Here is a 23027-nt window from a genome sequence, read left to right as displayed (position 1 = left end):
AAGTAATTAACACAGTGTTCCTGTTTCCATTTCGTATTACGTCGTCTCAAACAATTATCCTAATAGGAATACAACTGGATATGTCTTATGTTTTCCAGCCAAATGTCCGATACTTTTAACGATATGTACCAAGATTCTCTTCTTCTAGTTCTGCTTCCAAAATTCCTACGCTGACACCTAACGCACGATCGACCGCTTCCATGATATCTATTCCCAAATGACAAACCTTTTCTTTTAAACGGATCTTATCAATGGTGCGGATTTGTTCTAGTAAAATGACTGAATCTCGTTCGATTCCAGTTTCTTCAGAATTGATGCCGATATGTGTAGGTAATTTGGGTTTAGCCATTTTTGCTGTGATTGCGGCTACAATAATGGTTGGACTAAAATGATTTCCTAAATTATTTTGTATGACGAGTACTGGTCGCACTCCCCCTTGTTCTGATCCTACAACAGGGGATAAGTCTGCAAAATATATGTCACCCCTTTTGACCATTTGAAGCCTCCTATTCTATTTATACTCCCTTGGCATACGTTCAGAAAATGTACATGCCACTTCATAGTGGATTGTTTCTAGTTTGTCTGCCACCATTTGCAATGTGATATTTGCTCCATGGTCGTGTCCTATCAATGTGACAGTTGTCCCTACATTCGTTTTTCTCGGCAAGCGAATCATACATTGATCCATGCAGATTCTGCCAACAATTTCACATTTTTCACCATTAACTAATACTGAAAACCCTTGTAGATGACGGAGCCAGCCGTCTGCATACCCGATTGGGACAGTACCGATCCATTCATTTTTTGTAGTCGTATACGTATTTCCATAACCAATTCCTTCATTCACTGCTAGTTCTTTCACTTGAATCAACTTTGACACTAAACTCAAGGCTGGTTTTAATGGATAAATTTCGGGTAATGCATGTCCCGATGGATTCAGTCCATACATTGCTATACCAAATCGAATCATATTTCCCGCATTATTAGGATGCCAAAGTGCAGTTGCACTATTACTTACATGTACATATTGGGGTAACTCTGAAAGAACAGATAAAATTTCTTGGAAACGCTCTGATTGTTTTTTAAAGTAACTCGTATTTTTTTCATCTGCTGTAGAAAAGTGCGTGAACAAGCCTTCCCAAGCGATTACTTGCGTTGACTGAATTAATTCAACTGTTTGTTTTACAACAATTGGTGTAGTAAAACCAATACGCCCCATACCTGTATCGACTTTTATATGTATTTTTAATGGTGCTTGTGTTTTTATCTGATTCAATTGATCAATTGCTTGTACTAACCATTCTTGGGTTGCTACCGTGACGGATAGATCATATTTTAGCAACAGGTCTATGTAAGAAACATCTACAACACTTAAAATCAGTATTGGCTCTGTAATGCCAGCTTCTCTTAGTTCGATGGCCTCATCTAGGATTGCGACACAAAAGCCCGTAGCACCTCCTTCAATCGCTGCTTGAGCCGTTTGTACAGCTCCGTGTCCATATCCGTTTGCTTTGACTACAGCAAATAGCTCTGTACCTTGCGGCATTCGTTTGACTTCATTTGAAACATTTTCTTTGATCGCTTGTGTATCGATCACTAACTTTGTGGGACGATGCCATCCTACAGCCATATATGTCCTTCTTTCTTTTACGGTCGGATCAGAAACAGCCGAATCATTTGCTTATACAGTTCCTCGTGGGAATACAGCCCATGATCGTTGATCAATCGCTTTTATCTCGACCGGTATTCAAATTTAGTAGCTAATCAACCAACTTCCAAGATGATTTGAGCAACCGCAGAGGTTTCTGTGTGGGAAATAGATACAAATACATTTCCTTTATGAGGTGATTTTGTGACTTTCGGCGCTCCACTTTGTTCTTTTAAGATTTCAATATCGTGTAATCCGACACTTCCAATCCCTGTCCCCCAGGCTTTTGAGAAAGCTTCTTTACAAGCAAAACGGCCTGCTAAAAACTCGACCTGACGTTTGTGAGGTAATCTTTGAAAAAGTTCATATTCATTACTCGTCAGAACTCGCTGAACAAAAGAAGATTTATTTTCGATGATTTTTTCGATTCTTGAAAGCTCAACCATATCTATACCAATTCCTTTTATCATTCTTTCAAGCCCTCTTTTTTTATTTTATAAATTACTCTTATTCTATCAAATTTTAGCAATTTTTCCACATAATAATTGAAAAAATTAATAAAAAGCTTTATGTGTTGATAACACTCGGTTTTAAGGAGCGAAAAAAGGGGTAGAAATACAGTTTATCTCTTCTTTATTGCATCCTTTTACTAAAAAGGAAAAAGAGTGGAACAAAGTCTAAGCTTTGTTCCACTCTTTTAAAATCCAATAAGTCATACATTGGAAATAGTTATTTCTTATTTCCAACTGTTATTGATTTATTAATTTGAGTTATCTCTAATAACAAAGCTACGTTTTTTGTCGTTATGACGTTTGGCCGAACGATTATCTTTGCTCTTATTGTAGCCGCCGCCATTTCCACTGCTGCTACCACCTGTGCTTTTGTTATTTTTATTGCCACGATAGCCACCGCCACCATTTTTATTACGGTTACGGCTGTTACCGCCACCACCACGATTATTTTTGTTGAAGCCTTTTTTCGTAGATGGTAATGGACGTTCTGGTGTAATTTTTACTGGTACAGCATCTGATGGGTCTTTAGAAATAGTTTTTAGTAGTAATGCTGCTAAATCTTCAGCAGAATATTTTTCCAAAAGATTTTTAGCAGATGGCAAGTAATTTTCTAGACCATTTTCAGCTAATTTTTCTTCGACTGTTTCAATTGCTGCACCCAATTGTCCTTTAAATGCTTCTTGTTCATTTGGTGGACGTAGTGGGGTCATACGTTTTTTCGTTAATTCCTCAATGACATGTAGGTAACCCATTTCATTTGGTGTAACGAATGTCACTGACATTCCGCCTTTTCCGGCACGACCAGTACGGCCGATACGGTGAACATAGCTTTCTGGATCTTGCGGGATATCGTAGTTGTAAACGTGTGTGACACCAGAAATGTCTAATCCACGAGCTGCAACGTCTGTTGCTACTAAGATGTCCAAATTACCACTCTTAAATGAACGTAATACGCTCATACGTTTTTGTTGTGACAAGTCTCCATGAATACCTTCTGCTTTGTAGCCACGTGCTTCTAATCCACGTGCTAATTCATCTACACGACGTTTTGTACGACCAAAGACAATTGTTAGCTCTGGTGTTTGAACATCTAGTAAGCGTGTCATTACATCGAATTTTTCGAAGTCTTTTGAACGCACATAATATTGATCGATCAAATCAGCAGTCATTTCTTTTGCTTTGATTTTTACGTGTTCTGGTTCTTTCATGAATTTCACGCCGATATTTTTGATTGCTGGCGGCATTGTTGCTGAAAATAGTAATGTTTGACGTTTTGCTGGAATTTTAGAGATGATTTTTTCGATATCCTCTAAGAATCCCATGTTCAACATTTCATCTGCTTCATCCAAAACCAATGTTTCGATCGTATCTAACTTCAAGGTGCGACGATTGATATGATCCAATAAACGACCTGGTGTTCCGACAACCACATGTGGATTTTCTTTTAGTCCGCGAATTTGACGGCCAATATCTGCGCCACCATAGACTGCTTGAACACGGATTTTTTTGTCACGACCTAAACGGTACAATTCTTCTTGTGTTTGGATCGCTAATTCACGAGTTGGTGCAATAACGATTCCTTGTACAACACGGTTTGATGTATCGATTTTTTGCAACATCGGTAAGCCAAAAGCAGCTGTTTTACCAGTACCTGTTTGTGCTTGTCCGATAACGTCTTTTCCTTCTAATGCTAGAGGGATCGTTTCCTCTTGGATTGGTGTTGCTTCTTCAAATCCTGAGCGTTCGATTGCTGCCAATAAGTCTGTTTCTAAGCCTAGTTCTTTAAATTTCAAATGATATCCTCCTAATAATGTTTGTTGCAGAAGAAATTTTTTCTTCTAAAATTGGTGTTACAGGTGATTTGACTTTCACTAATTTTGAAAATGTTCACGGAGTCTGTAAACCTTCAACATAGGTCTAGTTTATTTTCTCATTAGTGTTACCGAAAAATCCACCTTATGAAGCTACAGGCACTAGAAAAGCCAAACGAGTTCGTTCAGCTTTTTTAATCTTTATATGATAGAAAAGTATCTTCAATAGGTACTTTCGTTTTATCTACTTCGATCTTTCGGCAATAGGTTATTTTAGCATATATTTATATTTTCAGCAAGTTTTATGAAAGCTTGCTAACTTTCTAGAAGGGAATTAACGACCTCACTTAAACCCATTCCGTTGCTGGCTTTTAAAACAACCGTATCTTTTGGTTCTAAAATTGATTTTAATGTGCTTGTTAATTGATCCTTTTCTTCTTTGTGGAAATAGTGGATTTTGTTTTCTTGATACTTTTTCACTAATTCTTCGTACAGGACCTTCATTTGCTCACCATAGAGGACAACTTCTGTTATTTCAGCCGGATTTAGATGTTCCTCCACAGATGCATGCATTGCAGCTGAGTCTGGCCCTAATTCAAGCATATCTCCTAGAACCGCTATTCGTTTTCCCTTTGTTGGCATTTGACTAAAGCTATCTAAGACCAAATTCATAGCAGTTGGATTCGCATTGTAAACATCACTTAGAATTTCGATTCCCGTCTTGCTTTTTAGCCACTGTGTTCGGTTTTTAGTTAACTGAAACTTGGCTAAGCCCGCTTGGATTTTTTCTTCTGATAGCTGAAACCATTGACCAATGCTAATCGCAATCAAAGCGTTCCCCACATTATACTTTCCAGGAACAGGAATGGTATATAAAATAGGTGAGCCATTGATTTTAAAAGAAGTATATTCTTTTTGCGCTTCAATGATCTCTGCTTGACAATCAGCTTTCCCAAACCCAAATGTTTTAATTGTTTGCGTTAATCCTTTTGTCAGAGGAGATAGCAGTGGTTCCTCTGCCGGAATAATCAATAATCCCTTAGCAGCCAGCCCAGACGTAATTTCCATTTTTGCTTTGGCAATCCCTTCTCTCGATCCAAGATTTTCAATGTGCGCCTCACCGATCATGGTAATCGCAGCTACATCAGGTTGAGCTAATCTTGATAAAAAATCGATCTCATCAGCATGATCCATCCCCATTTCTAAAATCAATTGCTCCGTTTTATCAGGCATCTGTAAAATAGTGTACGGCAAGCCGATATCATTATTATAATTTCCTTGGGTTTTATAAGTTTGAAATTGTTGCGCTAAGACCGCTTCTGTCATATCTTTCGTTGTTGTTTTGCCATTGCTTCCTGTGATGGCAACGACTGTCGGCGCCATTTTTTTTAAATAATAAATAGCTAAATCTTGCATTGCTCTTAGAGTATCTGCTACCTGTAAAACTGGCAATTGATCTGGGGCAGATTCTGAAGTACTCCAAAATGATGCACCTGCACCTTTATCTATAGCATTCTTTATAAATGAATGCCCATCATTTTCACCTTTTAGCGGAACAAAAAGATTGCCTTTGGTAATTAATCTGCTATCAAATTCCAGACCTGTCAAATCAAAATCGTTCCACTTCTTCCAGTCATTTGTGGCGTTGACTGCTTTTGCCGCTTCCCAGAAAGTTAATTGCATCGTTTTCTCTCCTTTTTAATCAGAAATGATTTGTCTAGTTCACTATAAAAGGGCTGAAACAAAACTCACTGCGTTTTGCTTCCTCCCTTTTTGTGGTTTATCTTTCGTAAAAACTTTGTCTTTGTTTGAAGCGATTTAATGCTAACTGAATTAATTCTTCGATCAAATCACTATACTTTAAGCCCATATTTTCCCATAGTAATGGGTACATACTAAATTCTGTGAAACCAGGCATCGTGTTCAGTTCATTTAAGAATAACTCATTTTTACTAGTCAAAAAGAAATCGCAGCGACTTAGTCCACTGCCGTCTAAAATAGTGTACGCTTTTTTTGCAAATTCTCGCGCTTTTTGATGAACTTCATCAGGCACTTCAGCTGGAATTTTCATCGTGATTTGATTATCGATATATTTTGAATTGTAATCATAGAATTCAACATCTTTGACGATTTCACCCGGTAATGTTGTCCGAACATCCTCATTACCTAAAATTGCCACTTCGATTTCGCGTGCTTCGATTCCTTGTTCTACAATTGCTCTTGAATCGTAACGATACGCTTCTTCCAATGCATTTTGCAACTCTTCACGATTTTCAGCTTTACTGATCCCCACACTTGAGCCCATGTTAGCAGGTTTAACAAATACCGGATAAATCAATGAACCCTCACATTGTTCAAAGACTTTTCTAGGATTTTCTTTCCAGTCACTTCTCAATACAGGTACAAATGGCACTTGCGGGATGCCAGCTGTTTGCAATAAATACTTGGTCATGATTTTATCCATCGCATTGGCACTTGCAAGCACACCAGCTCCAACATAAGGTAATCCTAATGTTTCTAGGAACCCTTGGATCGTCCCGTCTTCCCCATTAGGTCCATGTAATACAGGAAAAACAATCGTATCTTCTTCTTTGATTTCACAAGGCATGATTACGCGACCTGTGAACTCACCCCACTTATCTGTCTCACCATCTTCTGACCAAGTTAGCTTGAGGATCTCTTTACTTGTAGGTTTTTCTGATAAAAGAGGTCCTTTAACCCACTGCCCATCTTTACTAATAAAAACTAACTGAACTTGATAGTAATTATAATAAATCGCATTTAAAACGGAATAGGCAGACAATATCGAGACATCATGCTCCTCACTTCTTCCACCATATAACAAAGTTATCTTCAAATGCTTTTCCTCCTAATTTTTAAAGCTAAACGAAAGGTTTAGTTCCTAAGCCACTCACGCTGATCTCTTGTTTCTAATTGCTAGGAGAACTTATCGTCAAGCTAAATCATTTTCTTGTATTTATGGTTCTATCTAAAAAAAGATTTCAAAATTGCTCTTTCATATTTTAGCATAAAACCATTCCTCGGAATAGAAACAAATAGCGAATTCAATCAAAAAGTTTTTTGCTTGTCATACAAATAAAAGGCGCTCTTATTCCCATATAGAGCTAGAATGAAAATGAAACTGTTCTTACTTCTTCTGTTCAATCAGCTCAACAAGCGTCTTTTTGAATTTATCGCGATCGGCTTGTGTAAAAGCTTTTGGTCCTTTCGTATGTCCGCCACTTTTACGAACTTTCGCACTAAAATACCGTTGTTCCAGCAATCCATCAATATTTCCGCCTGTATACTCATACCCTAACTGATGTAACACGCGCACACCCTTTGGCAACACCAATGAAGCCAAGCCATAATCTTGCGTCACCAAAATATCACCTTGTCTAATCAATTGAACAATTTTATAATCTGCTGCATCTGCGCCTTTATCAACATAAACAAAAGAAACATTCTCAGGATATTCTTTCAGAGAGTAATGGTCAATACTTGTCACAATCACAACTGCGATCGAATAACTTAATGCTATTTCGATCGTAGTTTCTTTCACTGGTGAACCATCACCATCAATAAAAATTTTCATAGTCGCACCTTTCAATGATTATCGCTCATTTTAATTTAAATACCACGCAGGATGGCGTTTTAAAAAGAATGATACTTCCGAAAAAACCGCTTCTCTCACGATTTTATATAGCTCGGGATTTCTGATTTTCTTTTTAATTGCCCCAGTGTATCTTGGTCGTTTGACTTTGATTGAAAGAACCATATCAAAACGTTCAGAAAAATTATCTACTGTGAGGTATTTCAAACGATTCGTTTCTTCCAAAAATTGATTAATTCCATCCACCGTTCCTTGAATAAATCCATCCAGATGCGTACCGCCATCAGCTGGTAGGTGTCCATTAACAAAGCTATCTTTAATACTCGTAGAGCCATTTTTTGAAATAACTGCTTGAATTGTGACACCTTCACTGATCGTATTAATGATCAACGGCTGCCCGCTACGCGTGATGCTATCATCTTTTTGAAAAATATAGTCAACAAGTCCTTGCTTGTAATGAAAATAATTTTTTTGTTTTTTTCCATCAGTCAACGAAATCGTCAATCCGCTGTGTAGCATCGCCAATTCCTGACAACGATTCAGTAAAACAAAATAAGATAACGGTGCGTGACCAAATAAACTTGCATCAGGCGTGAATGCCAATTCGATTCTTTGCCCTTCATCTTCTGAAGGAATCAACGCTTTTTTATTCAACAGTCCATGTTGATAAATTTGGATCGTTCGTTTTCCTGATTTTTCTACACCAAAGCCCAATTGCTCCGATAGTGCATTAACAACAGAAAGAAAAAGATACGGTGGTGTATACTGTTCTTTTGGAATTTCATCTAGAAGTAAGCCTTTTTTACTGAAAAAAGAAAAAATAAATTGTTGATCTGATAGTTCGATTGAAAGCTCTGCCTGCTTTAGATCAACTGCTAATTGCAGTAAATGATCCAGCACTTGTAAGACCATACTTTCTAAGCCAGTGGGACCAATTCCACCAATGTACATACCTGGTCGTTTGCGAATACTATCTTTCAAAACATTATCGTCTAGTGCTTTCCAAATATTTTCATCGGTCATGTCGATCTCCTCCTGTAAACAGACTGTTCTATATAAATGCAACGAATAATAATAGCCACTGACCCTTAGCATACCAATTTATCTTAACTACGTAAATGGTTTCGCTAAATTCATTGTTTATCCTCATTATAATGAAAAAAAGACTAGAACGAAAGTAGTATAAACGCATTTACACTAATTCATTCTACTCTTTTTCTTATCTAATCAAATCAACAGTGGGTTGTTCCATTAAATGTTTTACCTGTTTCCGTGTCGTTAACGGTACGTCCCCTTGGATCGTATGGGCTAAGACTCCATTAGCCGTAGCAAATTCTACTGTTTCCACTAATGACCACGATTCACTATAACCCAATAAAATTCCTGCGGCATAACCATCTCCTGCACCGATTCGATCTAAATTGATAATTTGACGTGGAGCGGCTTGAACATAGTTTTCCGCATCAAATAGGAAGCCAGTCAAATATCGTCTGTCACCTTCACCTTGGCGAATGGTTCCAGCAAAATGTTCAATCTGATATTTTGCCATAAACTGGCGGACAACTCTTTCAAATTGTTCAGAGACATCCAATGTTTGATCTAACTCCATGCCCAGTAAATCTGTTAAATCACGTTGGCTACCAAAAACCACATCACAATAAGGTAGCATCTTTTCATATTGTTCTTGCATAAGCGAAACACCATGGGCTTCGTTCAAACTAGGACGAAAATTAAAATCAAAACAAACTTTTTTCCCTTTCTTATGCGCCTTTTCAGCTAATACAAGGGCTGCTTCTCGCGTTTTCTCCGTCAAACTTAACGAGATCCCACAAATATGAATTAAATCTATTTCCTCCAAAAAAGCGTCAAGATCATAATCAGAAGCACCACTGATCCCAAACGAACTATTTCGACGATTTTGATACGTCACCTGCGTTGGTCTTGGACCAAACCCCATTTCTGCAAAATAGGAACCAATATGATCCCCCAAACTGCCGATCCAGCAATCTTGAATACCTAATTGGCGAACACTGGCTTTGGCTGCTTCACCTAACCGATTATCTGGAAGGTTCGTCAGCAGGCTTGTCTGAGTGCCGAAATGAGCAAGATTGCTTAAAATATTGACTCCTGTACCTGTAAAATCTAACCGTAATTCCTTCGTTTGCTCCAACATCAAATATTCTGGTGGTGTCAAACGCATCATTATTTCACCAAAGGCCGCAATTCTCATCTCGATCCCTGCCTACTTCCTAGCTTTACAAGCTAAGACTTCGGAAAAAAGATAAAAATTGCCTGAGGCTCAGTTTTTCTATTTTTTCCGAAGTCCTGAACGAGCATGTTCAGCTTTTATTTTTTCAACGTATTTTTGATCATACCTAGTAACGATTTAACATCTTCTGGTCTTGTGTCTCCTGTTTCTGAGTCAATGATCGAGCTATAAACATGGGGAATGATTTTTTTCACGCCAGCATCTACTGCGATCTGTACGATTTCTTCAAAGTTTTCTAAATCGATTCCACCAGTTGGCTCTAGGTAAAAATCATATTTTGCGCAAGCTTCAGCTACAGCTTTGTATTCTTCGATGTGCGCTAAACCTTTCATCGGGAAAAATTTGATTGAGCTACCACCCATATCTTGCAATAAACGAATCGCGGTTTCGATCGTTACTTCACCAACTGGTGCTTGCGAACTTAATGGTCCTGTAGCAATATTGACGATCCCAACTTTACCTGTCGGCGACACCAAGCCGTTGACAACCGTTTCGTTTTGACCTAGTAAAGCACGTGAAGTGCCCACGCCTGTAAAGACTTGGTTAACATGTTGAGGTTGTAGTTCTTTGGACAGTCTTGAGACCATCTGGCTTTGATTCGGGTCCCCTGCACCTAGTCCAACAGATAAAGCATTATTCGTTTCATCAGCATATTTTTTCATCTCTTCGATTGCAGCTTCATCAGTCGCATAGTTTTTTGATAGTACCCCTAAAACAATATGCCCTTCTGCGGCTTCATAACAGTCTTTAGCATTCTCTACGGAATTCGCTAAAACATTTAAACAAATACGGTTTTCTAGATAGTTCGGTGTTAATGGCATAATGTTTCACTCCTAATTTAGTATGATAGTTTTTAATGCATGATCGTTGTTAAACGGGTTACGATTTTATTCATTTCTTCTTCATTTACTGAACGAATATCAAATTCAATAATTCCATTATTTGCTTGGTACTCACGCGTATAGACTGCTGGACTTTCAGCTCTTAATTCTTGAATGACTTCTTTCGCTGATTTTGCACCCTTGACTTTAATACTGGCACGATAAATATCTCGCCCTGCACCATCTTGGACAATTTTAGCTTCAATATTTTGGATTGCGTTCAAAGCTGTAATAAAAGGTGCTAAACGAGCTTGCATCAGGGCCCCTGATTCACTCCCATTGTTCACATAATCTTCCACTGCTTGTGTAAATCCTAAAATATTATCTTTACCAATCTTCATAGCACGCCCAATCCCTTTACCTTGCAGACGGATCCATTCAATGTATCGTTTTTTGCCAATCACTAAACCAGCGCTCGGGCCTTCAATTGCTTTGGCACCGCTATAGATTACCAAATCAGCACCTGCTTCGCTGTATTTAACTAAGTCTTCTTCCGCTGCGGCATCAACAATCAATGGTATGTTGTGAGCTTTTGCTACAATTGCAGCCTCTACCACACTTAACATACTCTTTTGAACTGTGTGGTGACTTTTGATATACAAAAGGGCTGCAGTCTGATCTGTGATCATCATTTCAATATGTTCCGGTGTACACATATTTGCGTAACCAGCTTCAATCACTTGTCCGCCACCTTGTTCCACCATAACTTCAACCGGTGTCCCATAATCTACATTATGGCCCTTTGGCAAAATAATTTCACGTTTTGCGATTTTATCAGTATAAGGATGATAGGCATGATAAACAGATCCTTCACCAATCAAAGCGGCAACACTTTGAGCGATTCCCGCTGATGCACAAGAAACGATTTGGGCATCTTCAACCTTTAATAATTGTGCTAGATACGCACCAGTTTGAATACTTAATTCGCTCATTTCAAAAAAATGTTCTCCACCAAATTTTTGTGCAGCTAAAACAGTTTCAGAAACTTTTGACACACCTAAAATCGTCATTCTACCCGATGCATTGATCACTTCTTTTAAATTGAATTTTTCATAATTAATTGTCATAAACTGTTCCTCCAATAATGGTTTTTACAGGTTTGATCAATTCTGTTGCTTCTCTTTTAAATCCATTCGAATCAGTTAAAGTCTTTTGACCTGTTTCAATCGTAAAAATCGTAATATCAGCATCATAGCCTTCTTTTAAGTGACCTTTCGTCTCAAAATGGAAATTTCCAGCTGGAACTGATGTAACTTTTTCAATAATCTCAGGCCAATCATAGCCTACCACGCGTAATTTTTCCATCGTAGTTGCCAAATCATGAACTGGACCTTTTTCTCGATTGCGGATATAAATATCTGTGCTGATCGAGGTTGCTTTCATGCCTTCTTTTAAAGCCGTTTCAGCAACCTCAAAATTGAAGCTGTCCGTTCCATGACCAATATCAAATACAATCCCTTTATCGTAAGCAGCCCAAGCAAAGTCTTTGATTTGACTAGTTGCTTGGTTTAAGATGCCATTTGGTTTGCCATTGAAACAATGAGTTAAAATATCGCCTTTTGACATATGGGCTAAAATTTCATCTAGCTTTGGCGGAGCTGAACCAATATGTATCATTAATGGTAATCCATTATTGGCTTTTTGAATTTTTTTCGCCATTTCTAACGGCCTGATCCCGTTGTCCCCAATCACCGTTTTACTCATACGAGCTTTGAACCCTACAACAAAATCTGGCATCTCAGTTAATGCCTTATGAACTAGTTCCTCTTTAACCTTACTCAGATCAGCCAATTCATCTTGTTCAACAATGCCCCATTTTGAGATATTCACTAGGGCATATACATTTGTTTTCGCTTTTTTCACTAAATCATAAAATTCATGGATATTCTCGGCCCCTGTAGTACCAGCATCTATGACGGTTGTTACACCTTTTTTAACACCAATTTCATCTGGAAAATCATAGTAAAGAGTCATTTTTTCAAAACAATGAACATGATCATCAATCCAGCCAGCGGATACATACGCATCACCGTTTAACTCAATCAATTCCTCACCCTTTTCATTGATTTCATCTGCAACTTTCACGATTTCCCCAGCGTTGATTGCTATTTCTATGGGCTGACCAGTAATGGTTTTCCCATTTTTAATGATCAAATCATAACTCATTTTATCCCCTACTTTTCTTTAAATCTAAATTTTGTCCAGGGCTTTACAAAATCCAACAACAACAATTCTTCTTCTGTGATTTGACCTACTTTATTTTTACGGTCATCTGAATGCGGTTGTAGAACAATTTGCAATTCATTTTTGTATTTCCCAAATGCATCATTTCCGATTACAATATCTCCGATTTGAAACTCTTTGGTATTATCATGAGCAGGATTAGCGTCATCGTTATATTTTTTACGAACTTCTGTTGAACGTACGACTTGATCTGTGATATCGCCGCGACGGAAGTGTTGCTCCTTTAATGTGATTATTTTTTCAACATCACTGGCTTCTTTGGTAAACTCAACTGTTAATTCCAATTGATAACGATTTAAACTGCCTAGTAACTCTAATTCTTCATCTGATGCGTAAGCATTCCCAATAATCACATCATCAATCAGACCTGTTGCAAATAAGTGTTTTGTTTGAATATCTACAGGTAAATGCCGATGCATCTCTAACGTAGGTAAGCCATCGTTGACATCCCAAGGGCCAATTTTACCTGCCTGGGAATTGATGAATGCTGCTGTGCGAATCCCATGTTTTTTAAAACGAACACTACAACGCTCAAAGAAATCATACGGTAATGCTGTTCCTTCCTGAGGATAAAAATTGTGACAACCATAAAGAAATGGAACATTTGCTTCATAGGTCAAAATAGTATCAAGATAAGCAACATCATTACTCATGTTCAATTCAATCGCTAAATCAAATGGATTAAACGTCAATCTAGCTTCTTTATTTCCATCAAATCCAACATCTAACCGAATCCCATCAGCACCCATCTCATAAAAGAATGTTAGATCATCGTATGAAATCTGTAGTTCATCAAAAATAGTTGGTGCAACATCTAAAATCGTCTCATAGCCTAAACTTTTTGCATAAGAAATCAACGACTTGAACTTTTCCTTAACAACTTCTTTCCCTTGCGTTACTTCCAACATACTCATGAAGATTCGCGAAAAGCCACATTCACTAGCCTTTTTCAAATAGGCTTTATCTTTTTCTATCTCACTGTGATCCGGATACACGGATACGCCTAATGCTCGTTTCATTCACTTTTCCCCCGCTCTAGATAGTCGAATTTATGTCTATACTTCCATAAAATGACTGAACTGCAAAAAATAGTGACCGATCCCACTAGGAATAATGGTTGTCCAATTAGAATGCCAACAATCAAATTATTTCCTCTTCACAATAACATGGTAATATTATAATGTAAACGATTTTCAAAAGAAAAAGTGCAATTTTGCCCTTTTTTTAACTAGGTAAATCTACTGGAAATAGTGCACCAAAGATCATCGCTCCTAAAATCGCACCACCAGCAATTGGTTTTTTCCAAACATAGAAAATTACAGCACCAATAATTGAGCCAATGCCTATTGGCGCAGACGCGCCACATGCACTAATAATAATCAATGGCCCTAAGAAACGACCAGAAGCATTCCCTGCCCCCATCATCACATCTGCACCAAACGTTGAATTTGACTGATTAATGGTAAATTTACGAATCATGATAATAATACCACCAATGATTAAGCCAAGTAGCATACCTGTTAATAATGAAAGACTAAAATTTTCAACTGGAGCTGTAATATCCATACTTAACAAAATCGCAGGAACACCAATTCCAACACCCGTTAAAATCGCACCACCAATATCCAATATTCCAACTAGTGACCCCTCCAAAATACGAGCAAACAAGAAACTAGCACCAAAGGCAGCGGCAGCACCATATGAACCGCCATCCATTCCTGCTTTCAACATCGCTACGATGGCTACTTCATTAAAGGCCCCTACACCATGTTCAATATACATATGCGTTCCAGCGAATACACCAGCTGACAATAACCCAACTAAAATAGGAAATGACCAATCAGCAAACCAAAAATTCTTTTTTTCCAACTCTACTATTTCATTCATCCTGCTTCCTCACTTTCCATTTACTTATTTACCGATACTAAAAACATCATGCATATTTTGTAACCAACCTGGAATCTGTAAACGGAAACTTTCGATCATTTGTAAATCGAAGCCACGGAAAAATGCACTAAATACAAATAATAAAATAACAGCTGCCATCATACTTTTCGTTACTTTATTCCAGCCGATTTCATCGACACCTTTTCCAATCAAAATTCCTAAAACAACTCCTGGTACTGCGTTGCCCATGATCATCGTCGCAAGACCGCCGAATATTGTTGCCCAAAGACCAGAACGCTTACCAGCATCGATTGCTGCTAGCCAGAATAAAACAGGCATGACAGTGTTGATCAAAAGATTTGCTGCTGGCACTAAAACAGCTACCGCTGTTACCTGTAGTGATTCTGGAATTGCTGATGCTGTCGTATTCAAGAAAGCAACCACTACCATTCCGACAATTGCACCGGAGATCCCCATTTTTTTAGGGTTATGCATTGTTTCAGCAACATTTTTATTTTTGACTAATAAAGCCGCAGCAGCCCAGTTTGGAATCACACGATGATCTACATCTTGTGTAAATGCACCCGCACCAACAGTTGAAGCCCACGCATTAAAGAAGAAGCCTAATCCAAAAGAAAAATGACTAGCTGCATCTCCTTCACAAGCGTTCATTTCCCCTAAAGTTCTAAAAGCACCTAAACCTTGCGTACTTGGTGCATGAAACATTCTCGCGGCTCCTGCTCCTGCTGCAAACCCGACTAATCCTCCAATCAATAACGATTTGAGTAAAACGACTACAACATCCATTTAATTTGCCTCCTTCTGTATTCTTTTTTTCTGCCCAAAAGGAATAGAAAGACCATTTGGATCAGCAACTTTTTTTTCTACAAATGAAATCGTCTCCATTTCAATCAAGGTAATCTCTACCTCAACATTCAGTAATACACGATAATCCGCTCGCTTTCGAGGTAAAAAGAAAAAGAAAAAACGTTCTGTATAGGTTTCTTGTTCTGCTTTGATAATTTGAATAGCTACAGGTTCGATCCGAACAATCACATCATCTTTTTCCTTCAATACACGATTATGGATTTGGTTCAATGCATTAGCAAAGGCTAGATTCTGTTCTTTGCCTGTACCTTCAACCTGAATAACTTGACGCTTTTTAGCCGTTACGTTTCCCATTGGTTTTCCTCCTCTTGTTTTAAAACTGAATCGTTTCTCTTCACGGTTTTAACAAATGAAAACAATGACTGCACTACTCCTTATTCAGTTCCCCCTCTTTTTCTGTGCGCTATGCTTTAATGATTAGCCATTCTTTTTTATATAGGCTTCAACAATTCGTTTCCCCAATTCTTCTTGATCCATAAAACCAAAACCTAAAACTGTTTTACCATCATTGATTGCCGTTACTCCTTCGTCGATTGAGCGCATTCCATGCCGCTCTTTATAGCCATACTTGGTCGCTGCTGTTAAAGCACCTGCACCACCACTACCACAAAATGAAATGCCTAAATCAGCATTTTCTAGTTGCATGACATCCCCTAAACGCATATCTGCTCCCATTCCTGGAACAACAATAGCTTTACCTCCAGCTGACTCTACCCCTTTTGCAACATTTTGCCCTTTACCTAAACGATCTGCGATTACTACTGTTATCATCTTAATTCCTCCTGATTTTTAAAAGTATAAGCTTGAAAAGCTAGATAATTTAATTTAGTTCTTTTGTTCACTGTCTATTCTCTATTCTTCATTTTGTCTAGCGGCTTCAAAATGAATCGATAATACATACATTTCATCTTGAGGTAAATTGCCAATTAGTTGAACCACTTTATCAGCCATCCTCAGCGCTTCTTTCGATACTTCTTCAAACATTGCTGGATCAACAACAGCCATTTTTTCACCTGCTTTAGACCTTTTAATCATTTCATTTATATGATTGATCAAAATCGTCCATTGTAATTCAGTTGGTTGAATCTTTTGCGCCCTCAATAACCCATTAATTTTTTCTAGTGCCGCTTCTAATTCGACTTTATTAGGACTTTCATCAATTATTATTTGTGCCTCGTCACTTATTTTCATACATACTACTCCTCTCTTATATAATTCAATAAAGCAGTAATTTCTGCTTGATTAACCATTAAATCGTTTTTGGCAAAAATCTGCTCGATTTCTCCCACTAAGACTTGCTGCGCCAACAACGTTTCTTTTACAATGTTTCCTTCGTTTTCATACTGACCATCGAATGTGATTCGATGGACCATCAACATGACATGTAATAAAAACGCTTCTTTGTACTCTTGCGTCAGTTTGTCAGCAAATGCTTTCAATAACTCTTCATAGATCACATATGTTCGAACCAGAATATCGCGACTTTCTGCTTCGATTCCTTGTTTTTCTTTCACCTGCTGACGAGGTATCAGCCGAGGAACTTTACCGCTTTTCGTGTGTATTAAAATTTTGTTGACCTCTTCTTGAATACTATGAAGATCTGCTTCTGTAGGTAGTGGGTTAACTTTAACAAACGGGCGATTCAAGATTTCGATTGGGAAAATACTCAGAACTAAGTCTGGATTCTTTTCTTCTATTACATCTACTGCATTCAAAACTGAAGCAAATCCTGCGATGTCAACATTAGAGACTTCTTCAAGAATTTTTTGTTCAATCAAACTAGTCACACCTAAGCCTGTGGAACATACATAAACGATTCTTACTACATTGACCTCATGCAGATTTTTTTCATATGCCACTAAAAAGTGCAGTGCAATATAGGCGATAAATGAATCATTGATTAATAAGGCAGAACCTACGATATCACTTTGACTGGCAAGCTGGATCGCTGAAAATAACTGTGGATACTTCGCTTTGATGTCATCAACAAACGGATTATATTCATTTATAAATAGATGTTTCTTAGTCAAACGCAGAGATAGATGGGCAAACAGATTCGTAAATAATTGGCGGTCTCGATAAAAAGGAAAATCAATCTCTTGTGATACATCTTTAATTAACTCTTCTGATAGTCCCACAATATCCTGCTGATTATTCGCAACAAATACATCACTATAAATATAAAAATACTCATCTGCTAAAAGCGGTAGGTCATAATGATCAAAAACTTGTTTCATCAATAAAAAGGGTAATTCCTGTTTTTGCTCCAATACTTTTTGATTGGTCAACATCTTATAGCCACCAACAGTATGATGGAGCTGCATTCTTGCCGCTGCGATGGCGACTCGTAATGTGATCGAAAGAATTTCAGCATAGTTGAATTGATCAAACAAAGATGGATCTAAAAGACGGGTCATTTCTTTCAAGGCAATTTGATAAATTTTTTGAAAAATCGTGTTGACTCCAACATGAACTTCTTGCATTTTCTTCTGCTGACCAGACTGGACAAAATAGCTCATGATTTGATAGATATCATATTCAGTTATTTCTTTTTGCGTGATATACTCCATCAACAAGCGAATTTTGCTTTCATTCCCTGTAATCAAAAATCCCTGACGACTCTGACGTTTTAACGCCAAGTTGTAGAGCTGAATTTGTTCTTCGACTCGATCTAAGTCACTGATGATCGTATTTCTACTGACTTGCAGCTCATCTGCCAACTCTAGTGAGGTCAAACACTTCGATGCTAATAATAGGCGAAAAATCAATTGATTGACTCGCAATTCCTGATCGGGATAGGTTTCGAATCGTTCAACTTCGATAATTTCATTTTTCAAGGTCAAACGTTCTGAATCTGGTATCTCCAACCATATGCCTTTATTACGGCGGGACTGCAGTAAAACATTTTGCTCTTTGAACCAAACACGTACATTATCTAAATCATATTTGATCGTCCGTACACTAACTTTGAATGTTTCAGCTAATTCCTTTGTCGTTACACTTTCTTCTAAATCCAAAAGCAGCAACAAGATTTTTATTTCCCGTTTTGATAAGTGCAGTGACATTTACTCACCAACTCTCTTTCCTTACACTTGAACTATAGCTTGATTTTTATAACACAACAACACAAAAAAGTTGCACTTACAAAAGTGCAACTTTCTTAGTATACTATTCTTCTTCGCTGATTTAAATTCTCTTATCCGTTATTTTATTTTTCGTTCTATCAGTTTTTTTGTTAGGAAACACAAGTTTTATTGTACTTTCTTCTTAGTGCAATTAAAGTTATCTATTATTAAATTTTTTTGCACCAACACAAGATTTTTTTATAACTAGATCTCGCATGAACGTAAGCAAGAGTTACAGGCATTAAACATCGCTAGTCGTTCTGTTTCTCTTCACAGCAAAAAAGAAGACCGAAGTCTTCTTTTCGCCACAGTACTTATAAAAATAAATAGATAAAATCTTCTCCACAAAAATATTTATCCGACACGCCTACATCCGGTAGGTATGATTAAACATATGTGCCTCTGTTGTTTTGTCAATCACTAGCCGTCAAAACGGAACAGCCGAAACTGTCTGATTGAGTCAACTCGTCGCATGAGGATTACTTTAACACAGACAGCTTTTAATTGCAATGGCTTTTTCACTTTTCATCTTCTGTCAACCAAGTAGTATACAATTGATCTACTAAACGAACTGTATCCAGAGTCATTTTTTTAGTCATTACAGGACTTTCTAACAACTGTTTTTGTAAGCATTCATTCACATGCTCCACTTCAAATACAAATTCACTGTCAAACTCGCCAACTAGTTTTTCTTGACTGCCATCTTCATAATAAATAGTCGCATGTTGGCCTTTCCAAAAGTAAGGGATTTCTATACGGCCTTTTTCACCGTAGATCGTCATAACACTCGGGATGTCTATTTTTACTGAAATGAAAATAGAGGCTAACACTTGATTTTGAAACCTTAATCCCACATTTACTTGATCATCCGTCAATCCTTTTTTTCTGGTCACACTGCCATTGTACTCTTCAATTGATTGATCCAATAAAAACTGCATATATTGAATAGGATAACTTCCCGATCCGTGAAGTGCTCCCCCGCCAGCATCTAATGAGTGAAACCAGCTGATATGCTCTACATTAGGATACGTCGTCACTGATTGAAGCCAACGGATGGCACCAATTTTATTATCTTTAATGTTTTTTTTCACTTGTAAACTGATTGGTAAAAAGACTGACTTTTGGGCTTCCATCAAAAAGCACCCATTTTGTTCTGCTAATGCAAACAGTTCCTCTGCCTGAACTATTGAAAGCGTAAAAGGTTTTTCAACCAAAACATGTTTATGATGACTCAAGGCCATTTTTGCTGCTTCGTAATGCCCTTTGTTATAGGTCGCAACATAAACGATTTCGATTTCATGATCCTGACATAATTCTTCATAGCTACCATACGCTTTGGGAATAGCCAACGCTTCCGCCATTTTCTCCGCTTTATCCAAACTTCTTGAAGCGATGGCAACAGCCTTTCCAGCTTTACTTTTTTTGATTCCTTCAACAAATCGGGGCACGATTTGTGCGGTACTTAAAATACCATAACGAATTTCCCTCATCCTGATCGACTCCTTTTGTTCCTACTATAGCTGTATATCTTGAAAAAGACAAAAGGATACTTTTATCACAATAGATCTCTACAGAAAAATAGTGACTAGGTCCTCTCTACGAGTGACAACCTAATCACTTAGATTCTTGATAAACAGTGTGAAAAGCCGATATTTTCAGTAAGTTCCTAAACGACTTTTCCCACAATCACTTACTCATGTTCCTTAAAAAAGCATATTCGCGAATTACTTGATCTGTTATCGTAATGCGTGCAATCCATTGTCTGCGAATATTTATGTATATCTTACCTATGTACTACTCCGGATTAACGAATCCCAATGCTTATTTTCAGTGCTTGGTTAACCTTTAGCATATCATCTTCCTGTAAGTGACATATCTTGTGAAGAATTCGCTCTTTATCTAACGTTCGGATTTGTTCAAGTAATACCAATGATGGCGTCATACGATCTTCATGTGGTATATCCACCTTAACCTGTGTTGGTTGCATTTTTTTATTCACGTTCCTAGTGATTGGCGCCACAATCAATGTTGGACTAAATAAGTTGCCCTTATTATTTTGAATAATCAAGACCGGTCTAATCCCCCCTTGTTCTGAACCAACAACTGGTGAAAGATTTGCATAAAAGATTTCTCCCCTTCTCATCATAATAGTTTATCACCCCTACCTAACAAAAAACTGTTTTTGTAAATTATATCATGCTTTTATAGTAATATTTTTCAATATTTTGTACCAACCCCTTAAAACTTTGATAAACTCTAGTAAAAAGAGGCCTTTATGAGAAAAAAGAAGGTTCATTTTAGGCAAAATCAAACCATTTATTCGACATTAACTTAACTGTTATAAAACATTATATTTTCATTTTTTAAAATATAATTTATAAAAAATACAACAAAAACAGGAACTTATGTCGTAAAACACCTACACGATAAACTTCGATAAAAACGAATTAATAAATTTTTATTATAAAAAAACATTTTCTTATTTCAATATTTCTATCAAAATTAATTTTTTAACAAAGAAATTACTTCAATCGACGTATTCATTTTTTTCTATAAAAGAAAATTTTTATTCTCATCAAATTATTACTTTGAGCTATAATTTTTCTTGCAAACCAAAAAAGAGCATGGATATAACTCGAAGATGAAGTGAGCCCCCTAAGTTAGACCAGAAAATCTAACTTAGGGGGCTTTTTATAGTGGCTAAATATGATTATGACTTTAAAAAATCAGTAGTTGAAGCGTATCAGAGGGGAGAAGGTGGGTATGTGGCTCTAGCTCGCCGATACGGTATTCCAGCTGATTCAACAGTAAGAAAATGGGTAAAGATTGTAGAAAAATTGGACTTTAATGCCTTAAACCGACGTAAAAATAAACAAACTTATTCTTCCCAATTCAAGCAAGATGTCATACACTATTACTTGACTAGCGGTGACTCTTACCTTAATGTCGCATTGAAATATGGATTGCCATCTGGAAATCTACTCCAACATTGGCACCAACTATTTCTGCGTGAAGGCATTGAAGGTCTCTTACCGAAACTGAAAGGAAGGCCTTCAATGACTAAGAAAAAGAAGAAACAAATACCAAAAAGGCCGTTAACGCGTGAACAAGAACTGGAACGAGAAAATGAACTGCTTCGTGCAGAACTGGCCTTCGTAAAAAAGCTCCGAGCTTTAGGGATGAATATCCCAGATCGACTCAAGAACGAGATGCACGAATCATCCACGAACTCCGAAAGGAGTTCCGATTAACGATTCTTCTTGAAGCGACAAAATTTCCTAAAGCGACATACATGTATTGGCAAAAGCGATTGAATCGTGGGAATCCAGATGCCAAGCTAGAGGAAACCATTCAAGAAATCTTCGAAGAAAACGATGGGAACTATTGGTATCGTCGGATTCAAATCGCCCTGAACGAACAGGGAGTAAAGGTAAATCAAAAGAAAATCCGTCGAATCATGCGTAAGCTTGGGCTGAAGAGCGTAAAGTTTACACGCAAATCACGTAAGTACAATTCCTACAAAGGGACTGTTGGACGAGTGGCAAAGAATCGGATTCACAGACGATTTGTTACCTCGGTTCCTCATCAAAAGATTACAACTGATACTTCTGAATTTAAGTATTATGAACAAGATACGAACGGAAAACCTGTCATCAAGAAGCTGTATTTAGACCCATTCCTAGATCTGTTTAACGGGGAAATTCTGTCCTATCGAATATCAGAAAAACCAAATGCAAAGGCCGTTCTTGATGCTCAAAAAGAAGCCATAGAACAAACCGCGGACTGCCCCTATCGTCGGGCTTACCAGATGAATGGTTATAGAAAGCCTTTAGCGGAGAAAAAAATATTCCAGAGCATGTCCCGAAAAGGGAATTGTCTTGACAATTCACCGATGGAAAGCTTCTTTGGTCTATTAAAGCAAGAAATTTATTATGGTGTGATTTATACAAGCTTTAAAAGGTTGAAGAGGGCAATTAAAGAGTGGATTAATTACTATAATCATCACCGAATCAAAACAAGGCTCGGCTGCAGTCCCGTTCAATATCGCAAACGGATGACCGCATAAAAACCCGACCAAATTTCTTCGGTCGGGTTATGGTCTAACTATTGGGTCTCACTTCAAGAGTTATATCCATGCTCTTTTTAATC

22 protein-coding genes are annotated in these 23027 nt (G+C 37.6%); 1 reads left to right on the top strand and 21 read right to left on the bottom strand.

Annotated features, from left to right (window positions below; genetic code table 11):
• Positions 1–115 precede the first annotated feature (115 nt).
• The 21 genes from IGJ55_RS02975 to IGJ55_RS02875 all read right to left on the bottom strand — a co-directional run bounded on the left by IGJ55_RS02975 (position 116) and on the right by IGJ55_RS02875 (position 21024).
• Positions 116–496, bottom strand: a complete 381-nt coding sequence (locus IGJ55_RS02975; RefSeq protein WP_069638919.1) for a type II toxin-antitoxin system PemK/MazF family toxin — start codon at positions 494–496, stop codon at positions 116–118.
• Between the two features lie 15 nt (positions 497–511).
• Positions 512–1630: an alanine racemase gene (gene alr, locus IGJ55_RS02970; RefSeq protein ID WP_207120248.1), complete on the bottom strand. Its 1119-nt coding sequence runs from the start codon at positions 1628–1630 to the stop codon at positions 512–514.
• Between the two features lie 134 nt (positions 1631–1764).
• Positions 1765–2118, bottom strand: a complete 354-nt coding sequence (gene acpS / locus IGJ55_RS02965; protein ID WP_069638917.1) for a holo-ACP synthase — start codon at positions 2116–2118, stop codon at positions 1765–1767.
• 290 nt (positions 2119–2408) lie between these two features.
• On the bottom strand, positions 2409–3953 hold the full coding sequence (gene cshA, locus IGJ55_RS02960; protein ID WP_207120249.1) for a degradosome RNA helicase CshA: 1545 nt from the start codon (positions 3951–3953) through the stop codon (positions 2409–2411).
• Between the two features lie 333 nt (positions 3954–4286).
• Positions 4287–5654: a UDP-N-acetylmuramoyl-tripeptide--D-alanyl-D-alanine ligase gene (locus tag IGJ55_RS02955; protein ID WP_429950163.1), complete on the bottom strand. Its 1368-nt coding sequence runs from the start codon at positions 5652–5654 to the stop codon at positions 4287–4289.
• Between the two features lie 97 nt (positions 5655–5751).
• On the bottom strand, positions 5752–6828 hold the full coding sequence (locus tag IGJ55_RS02950) for a D-alanine--D-alanine ligase (RefSeq protein WP_429950161.1): 1077 nt from the start codon (positions 6826–6828) through the stop codon (positions 5752–5754).
• Between the two features lie 291 nt (positions 6829–7119).
• On the bottom strand, positions 7120–7566 hold the full coding sequence (locus tag IGJ55_RS02945; protein WP_069638973.1) for a YaiI/YqxD family protein: 447 nt from the start codon (positions 7564–7566) through the stop codon (positions 7120–7122).
• 30 nt (positions 7567–7596) lie between these two features.
• Positions 7597–8607, bottom strand: coding sequence for a hypothetical protein (locus tag IGJ55_RS02940; RefSeq protein ID WP_207120252.1), 1011 nt, complete (start codon positions 8605–8607; stop codon positions 7597–7599).
• A gap of 196 nt (positions 8608–8803) precedes the next feature.
• Positions 8804–9814: a sugar kinase gene (locus tag IGJ55_RS02935; RefSeq protein WP_207120253.1), complete on the bottom strand. Its 1011-nt coding sequence runs from the start codon at positions 9812–9814 to the stop codon at positions 8804–8806.
• Positions 9815–9930: 116 nt separating this feature from the next.
• Entirely contained in the window at positions 9931–10674 is a 744-nt protein-coding gene (dagF, locus tag IGJ55_RS02930; protein WP_207120254.1) for a 2-dehydro-3-deoxy-phosphogluconate aldolase, read from the bottom strand.
• 32 nt (positions 10675–10706) lie between these two features.
• Positions 10707–11801, bottom strand: a complete 1095-nt coding sequence (locus tag IGJ55_RS02925; protein WP_207120255.1) for a DgaE family pyridoxal phosphate-dependent ammonia lyase — start codon at positions 11799–11801, stop codon at positions 10707–10709.
• Entirely contained in the window at positions 11791–12900 is a 1110-nt protein-coding gene (locus IGJ55_RS02920; RefSeq protein ID WP_430607276.1) for an amidohydrolase/deacetylase family metallohydrolase, read from the bottom strand. Before IGJ55_RS02920 ends, IGJ55_RS02925 begins: the two co-directional genes overlap by 11 nt.
• A gap of 8 nt (positions 12901–12908) precedes the next feature.
• Positions 12909–13997: a DUF871 domain-containing protein gene (locus tag IGJ55_RS02915; protein WP_430607275.1), complete on the bottom strand. Its 1089-nt coding sequence runs from the start codon at positions 13995–13997 to the stop codon at positions 12909–12911.
• A gap of 205 nt (positions 13998–14202) precedes the next feature.
• The gene (locus IGJ55_RS02910) at positions 14203–14865 is read right to left on the bottom strand and encodes a DUF4310 family protein (protein ID WP_207120258.1); all 663 of its coding nucleotides are present in this window, start codon (positions 14863–14865) and stop codon (positions 14203–14205) included.
• Between the two features lie 24 nt (positions 14866–14889).
• Positions 14890–15672 carry a DUF4311 domain-containing protein gene (locus tag IGJ55_RS02905; RefSeq protein ID WP_069638906.1) on the bottom strand — a complete coding sequence of 261 codons (783 nt, stop codon included), beginning with the start codon at positions 15670–15672 and terminating at the stop codon, positions 14890–14892.
• Complete coding sequence (locus IGJ55_RS02900) at positions 15673–16047, bottom strand: DUF4312 family protein (protein ID WP_069638905.1); 375 nt, start codon at positions 16045–16047, stop codon at positions 15673–15675.
• Positions 16048–16170: 123 nt separating this feature from the next.
• Positions 16171–16524, bottom strand: coding sequence for a glycine-rich SFCGS family protein (locus IGJ55_RS02895; RefSeq protein ID WP_069638904.1), 354 nt, complete (start codon positions 16522–16524; stop codon positions 16171–16173).
• 81 nt (positions 16525–16605) lie between these two features.
• On the bottom strand, positions 16606–16944 hold the full coding sequence (locus IGJ55_RS02890; protein ID WP_429950148.1) for a PRD domain-containing protein: 339 nt from the start codon (positions 16942–16944) through the stop codon (positions 16606–16608).
• A gap of 5 nt (positions 16945–16949) precedes the next feature.
• The gene (locus tag IGJ55_RS02885; protein ID WP_430607274.1) at positions 16950–18818 is read right to left on the bottom strand and encodes a BglG family transcription antiterminator; all 1869 of its coding nucleotides are present in this window, start codon (positions 18816–18818) and stop codon (positions 16950–16952) included.
• 578 nt (positions 18819–19396) lie between these two features.
• Positions 19397–20368, bottom strand: coding sequence for a Gfo/Idh/MocA family protein (locus tag IGJ55_RS02880; RefSeq protein WP_430607273.1), 972 nt, complete (start codon positions 20366–20368; stop codon positions 19397–19399).
• 314 nt (positions 20369–20682) lie between these two features.
• Complete coding sequence (locus IGJ55_RS02875) at positions 20683–21024, bottom strand: type II toxin-antitoxin system PemK/MazF family toxin (RefSeq protein WP_069638900.1); 342 nt, start codon at positions 21022–21024, stop codon at positions 20683–20685.
• A gap of 550 nt (positions 21025–21574) precedes the next feature.
• Here IGJ55_RS02875 and IGJ55_RS02870 point away from each other — a divergent pair.
• Positions 21575–22944, top strand: a protein-coding gene (locus tag IGJ55_RS02870; protein ID WP_430607272.1) for an IS3 family transposase whose coding sequence is annotated in 2 segments (ribosomal slippage) — positions 21575–22115 and positions 22115–22944 — 1371 coding nt in all. Because the reading frame shifts where the segments join, the coding sequence is not laid out codon by codon here.
• Positions 22945–23027: the final 83 nt, after the last annotated feature.

This window comes from Enterococcus sp. AZ170 (assembly GCF_050545135.1).
GTDB lineage: Bacteria > Bacillota > Bacilli > Lactobacillales > Enterococcaceae > Enterococcus_L > Enterococcus_L ureilyticus.
This window is presented reverse-complemented; position numbering and strand designations above follow the sequence as displayed.

Coding starts and splice junctions, on each gene's coding strand:
- dagF (WP_207120254.1), bottom strand. CDS start 10,674: ATGCCATTAACACCGAACTATCTAGAAAACCGTATTTGTTTAAATGTT.
- IGJ55_RS02890 (WP_429950148.1), bottom strand. CDS start 16,944: ATGAAAATAAGTGACGAGGCACAAATAATAATTGATGAAAGTCCTAAT.
- IGJ55_RS02895 (WP_069638904.1), bottom strand. CDS start 16,524: ATGATAACAGTAGTAATCGCAGATCGTTTAGGTAAAGGGCAAAATGTT.
- IGJ55_RS02915 (WP_430607275.1), bottom strand. CDS start 13,997: ATGAAACGAGCATTAGGCGTATCCGTGTATCCGGATCACAGTGAGATA.
- IGJ55_RS02910 (WP_207120258.1), bottom strand. CDS start 14,865: ATGAATGAAATAGTAGAGTTGGAAAAAAAGAATTTTTGGTTTGCTGAT.
- IGJ55_RS02975 (WP_069638919.1), bottom strand. CDS start 496: ATGGTCAAAAGGGGTGACATATATTTTGCAGACTTATCCCCTGTTGTA.
- IGJ55_RS02945 (WP_069638973.1), bottom strand. CDS start 7,566: ATGAAAATTTTTATTGATGGTGATGGTTCACCAGTGAAAGAAACTACG.
- IGJ55_RS02925 (WP_207120255.1), bottom strand. CDS start 11,801: ATGACAATTAATTATGAAAAATTCAATTTAAAAGAAGTGATCAATGCA.
- IGJ55_RS02955 (WP_429950163.1), bottom strand. CDS start 5,654: ATGCAATTAACTTTCTGGGAAGCGGCAAAAGCAGTCAACGCCACAAAT.
- IGJ55_RS02940 (WP_207120252.1), bottom strand. CDS start 8,607: ATGACCGATGAAAATATTTGGAAAGCACTAGACGATAATGTTTTGAAA.
- IGJ55_RS02885 (WP_430607274.1), bottom strand. CDS start 18,818: ATGTCACTGCACTTATCAAAACGGGAAATAAAAATCTTGTTGCTGCTT.
- IGJ55_RS02880 (WP_430607273.1), bottom strand. CDS start 20,368: ATGAGGGAAATTCGTTATGGTATTTTAAGTACCGCACAAATCGTGCCC.
- acpS (WP_069638917.1), bottom strand. CDS start 2,118: ATGATAAAAGGAATTGGTATAGATATGGTTGAGCTTTCAAGAATCGAA.
- IGJ55_RS02920 (WP_430607276.1), bottom strand. CDS start 12,900: ATGAGTTATGATTTGATCATTAAAAATGGGAAAACCATTACTGGTCAG.
- IGJ55_RS02900 (WP_069638905.1), bottom strand. CDS start 16,047: ATGGGAAACGTAACGGCTAAAAAGCGTCAAGTTATTCAGGTTGAAGGT.
- IGJ55_RS02875 (WP_069638900.1), bottom strand. CDS start 21,024: ATGATGAGAAGGGGAGAAATCTTTTATGCAAATCTTTCACCAGTTGTT.
- IGJ55_RS02905 (WP_069638906.1), bottom strand. CDS start 15,672: ATGGATGTTGTAGTCGTTTTACTCAAATCGTTATTGATTGGAGGATTA.
- alr (WP_207120248.1), bottom strand. CDS start 1,630: ATGGCTGTAGGATGGCATCGTCCCACAAAGTTAGTGATCGATACACAA.
- IGJ55_RS02935 (WP_207120253.1), bottom strand. CDS start 9,814: ATGAGAATTGCGGCCTTTGGTGAAATAATGATGCGTTTGACACCACCA.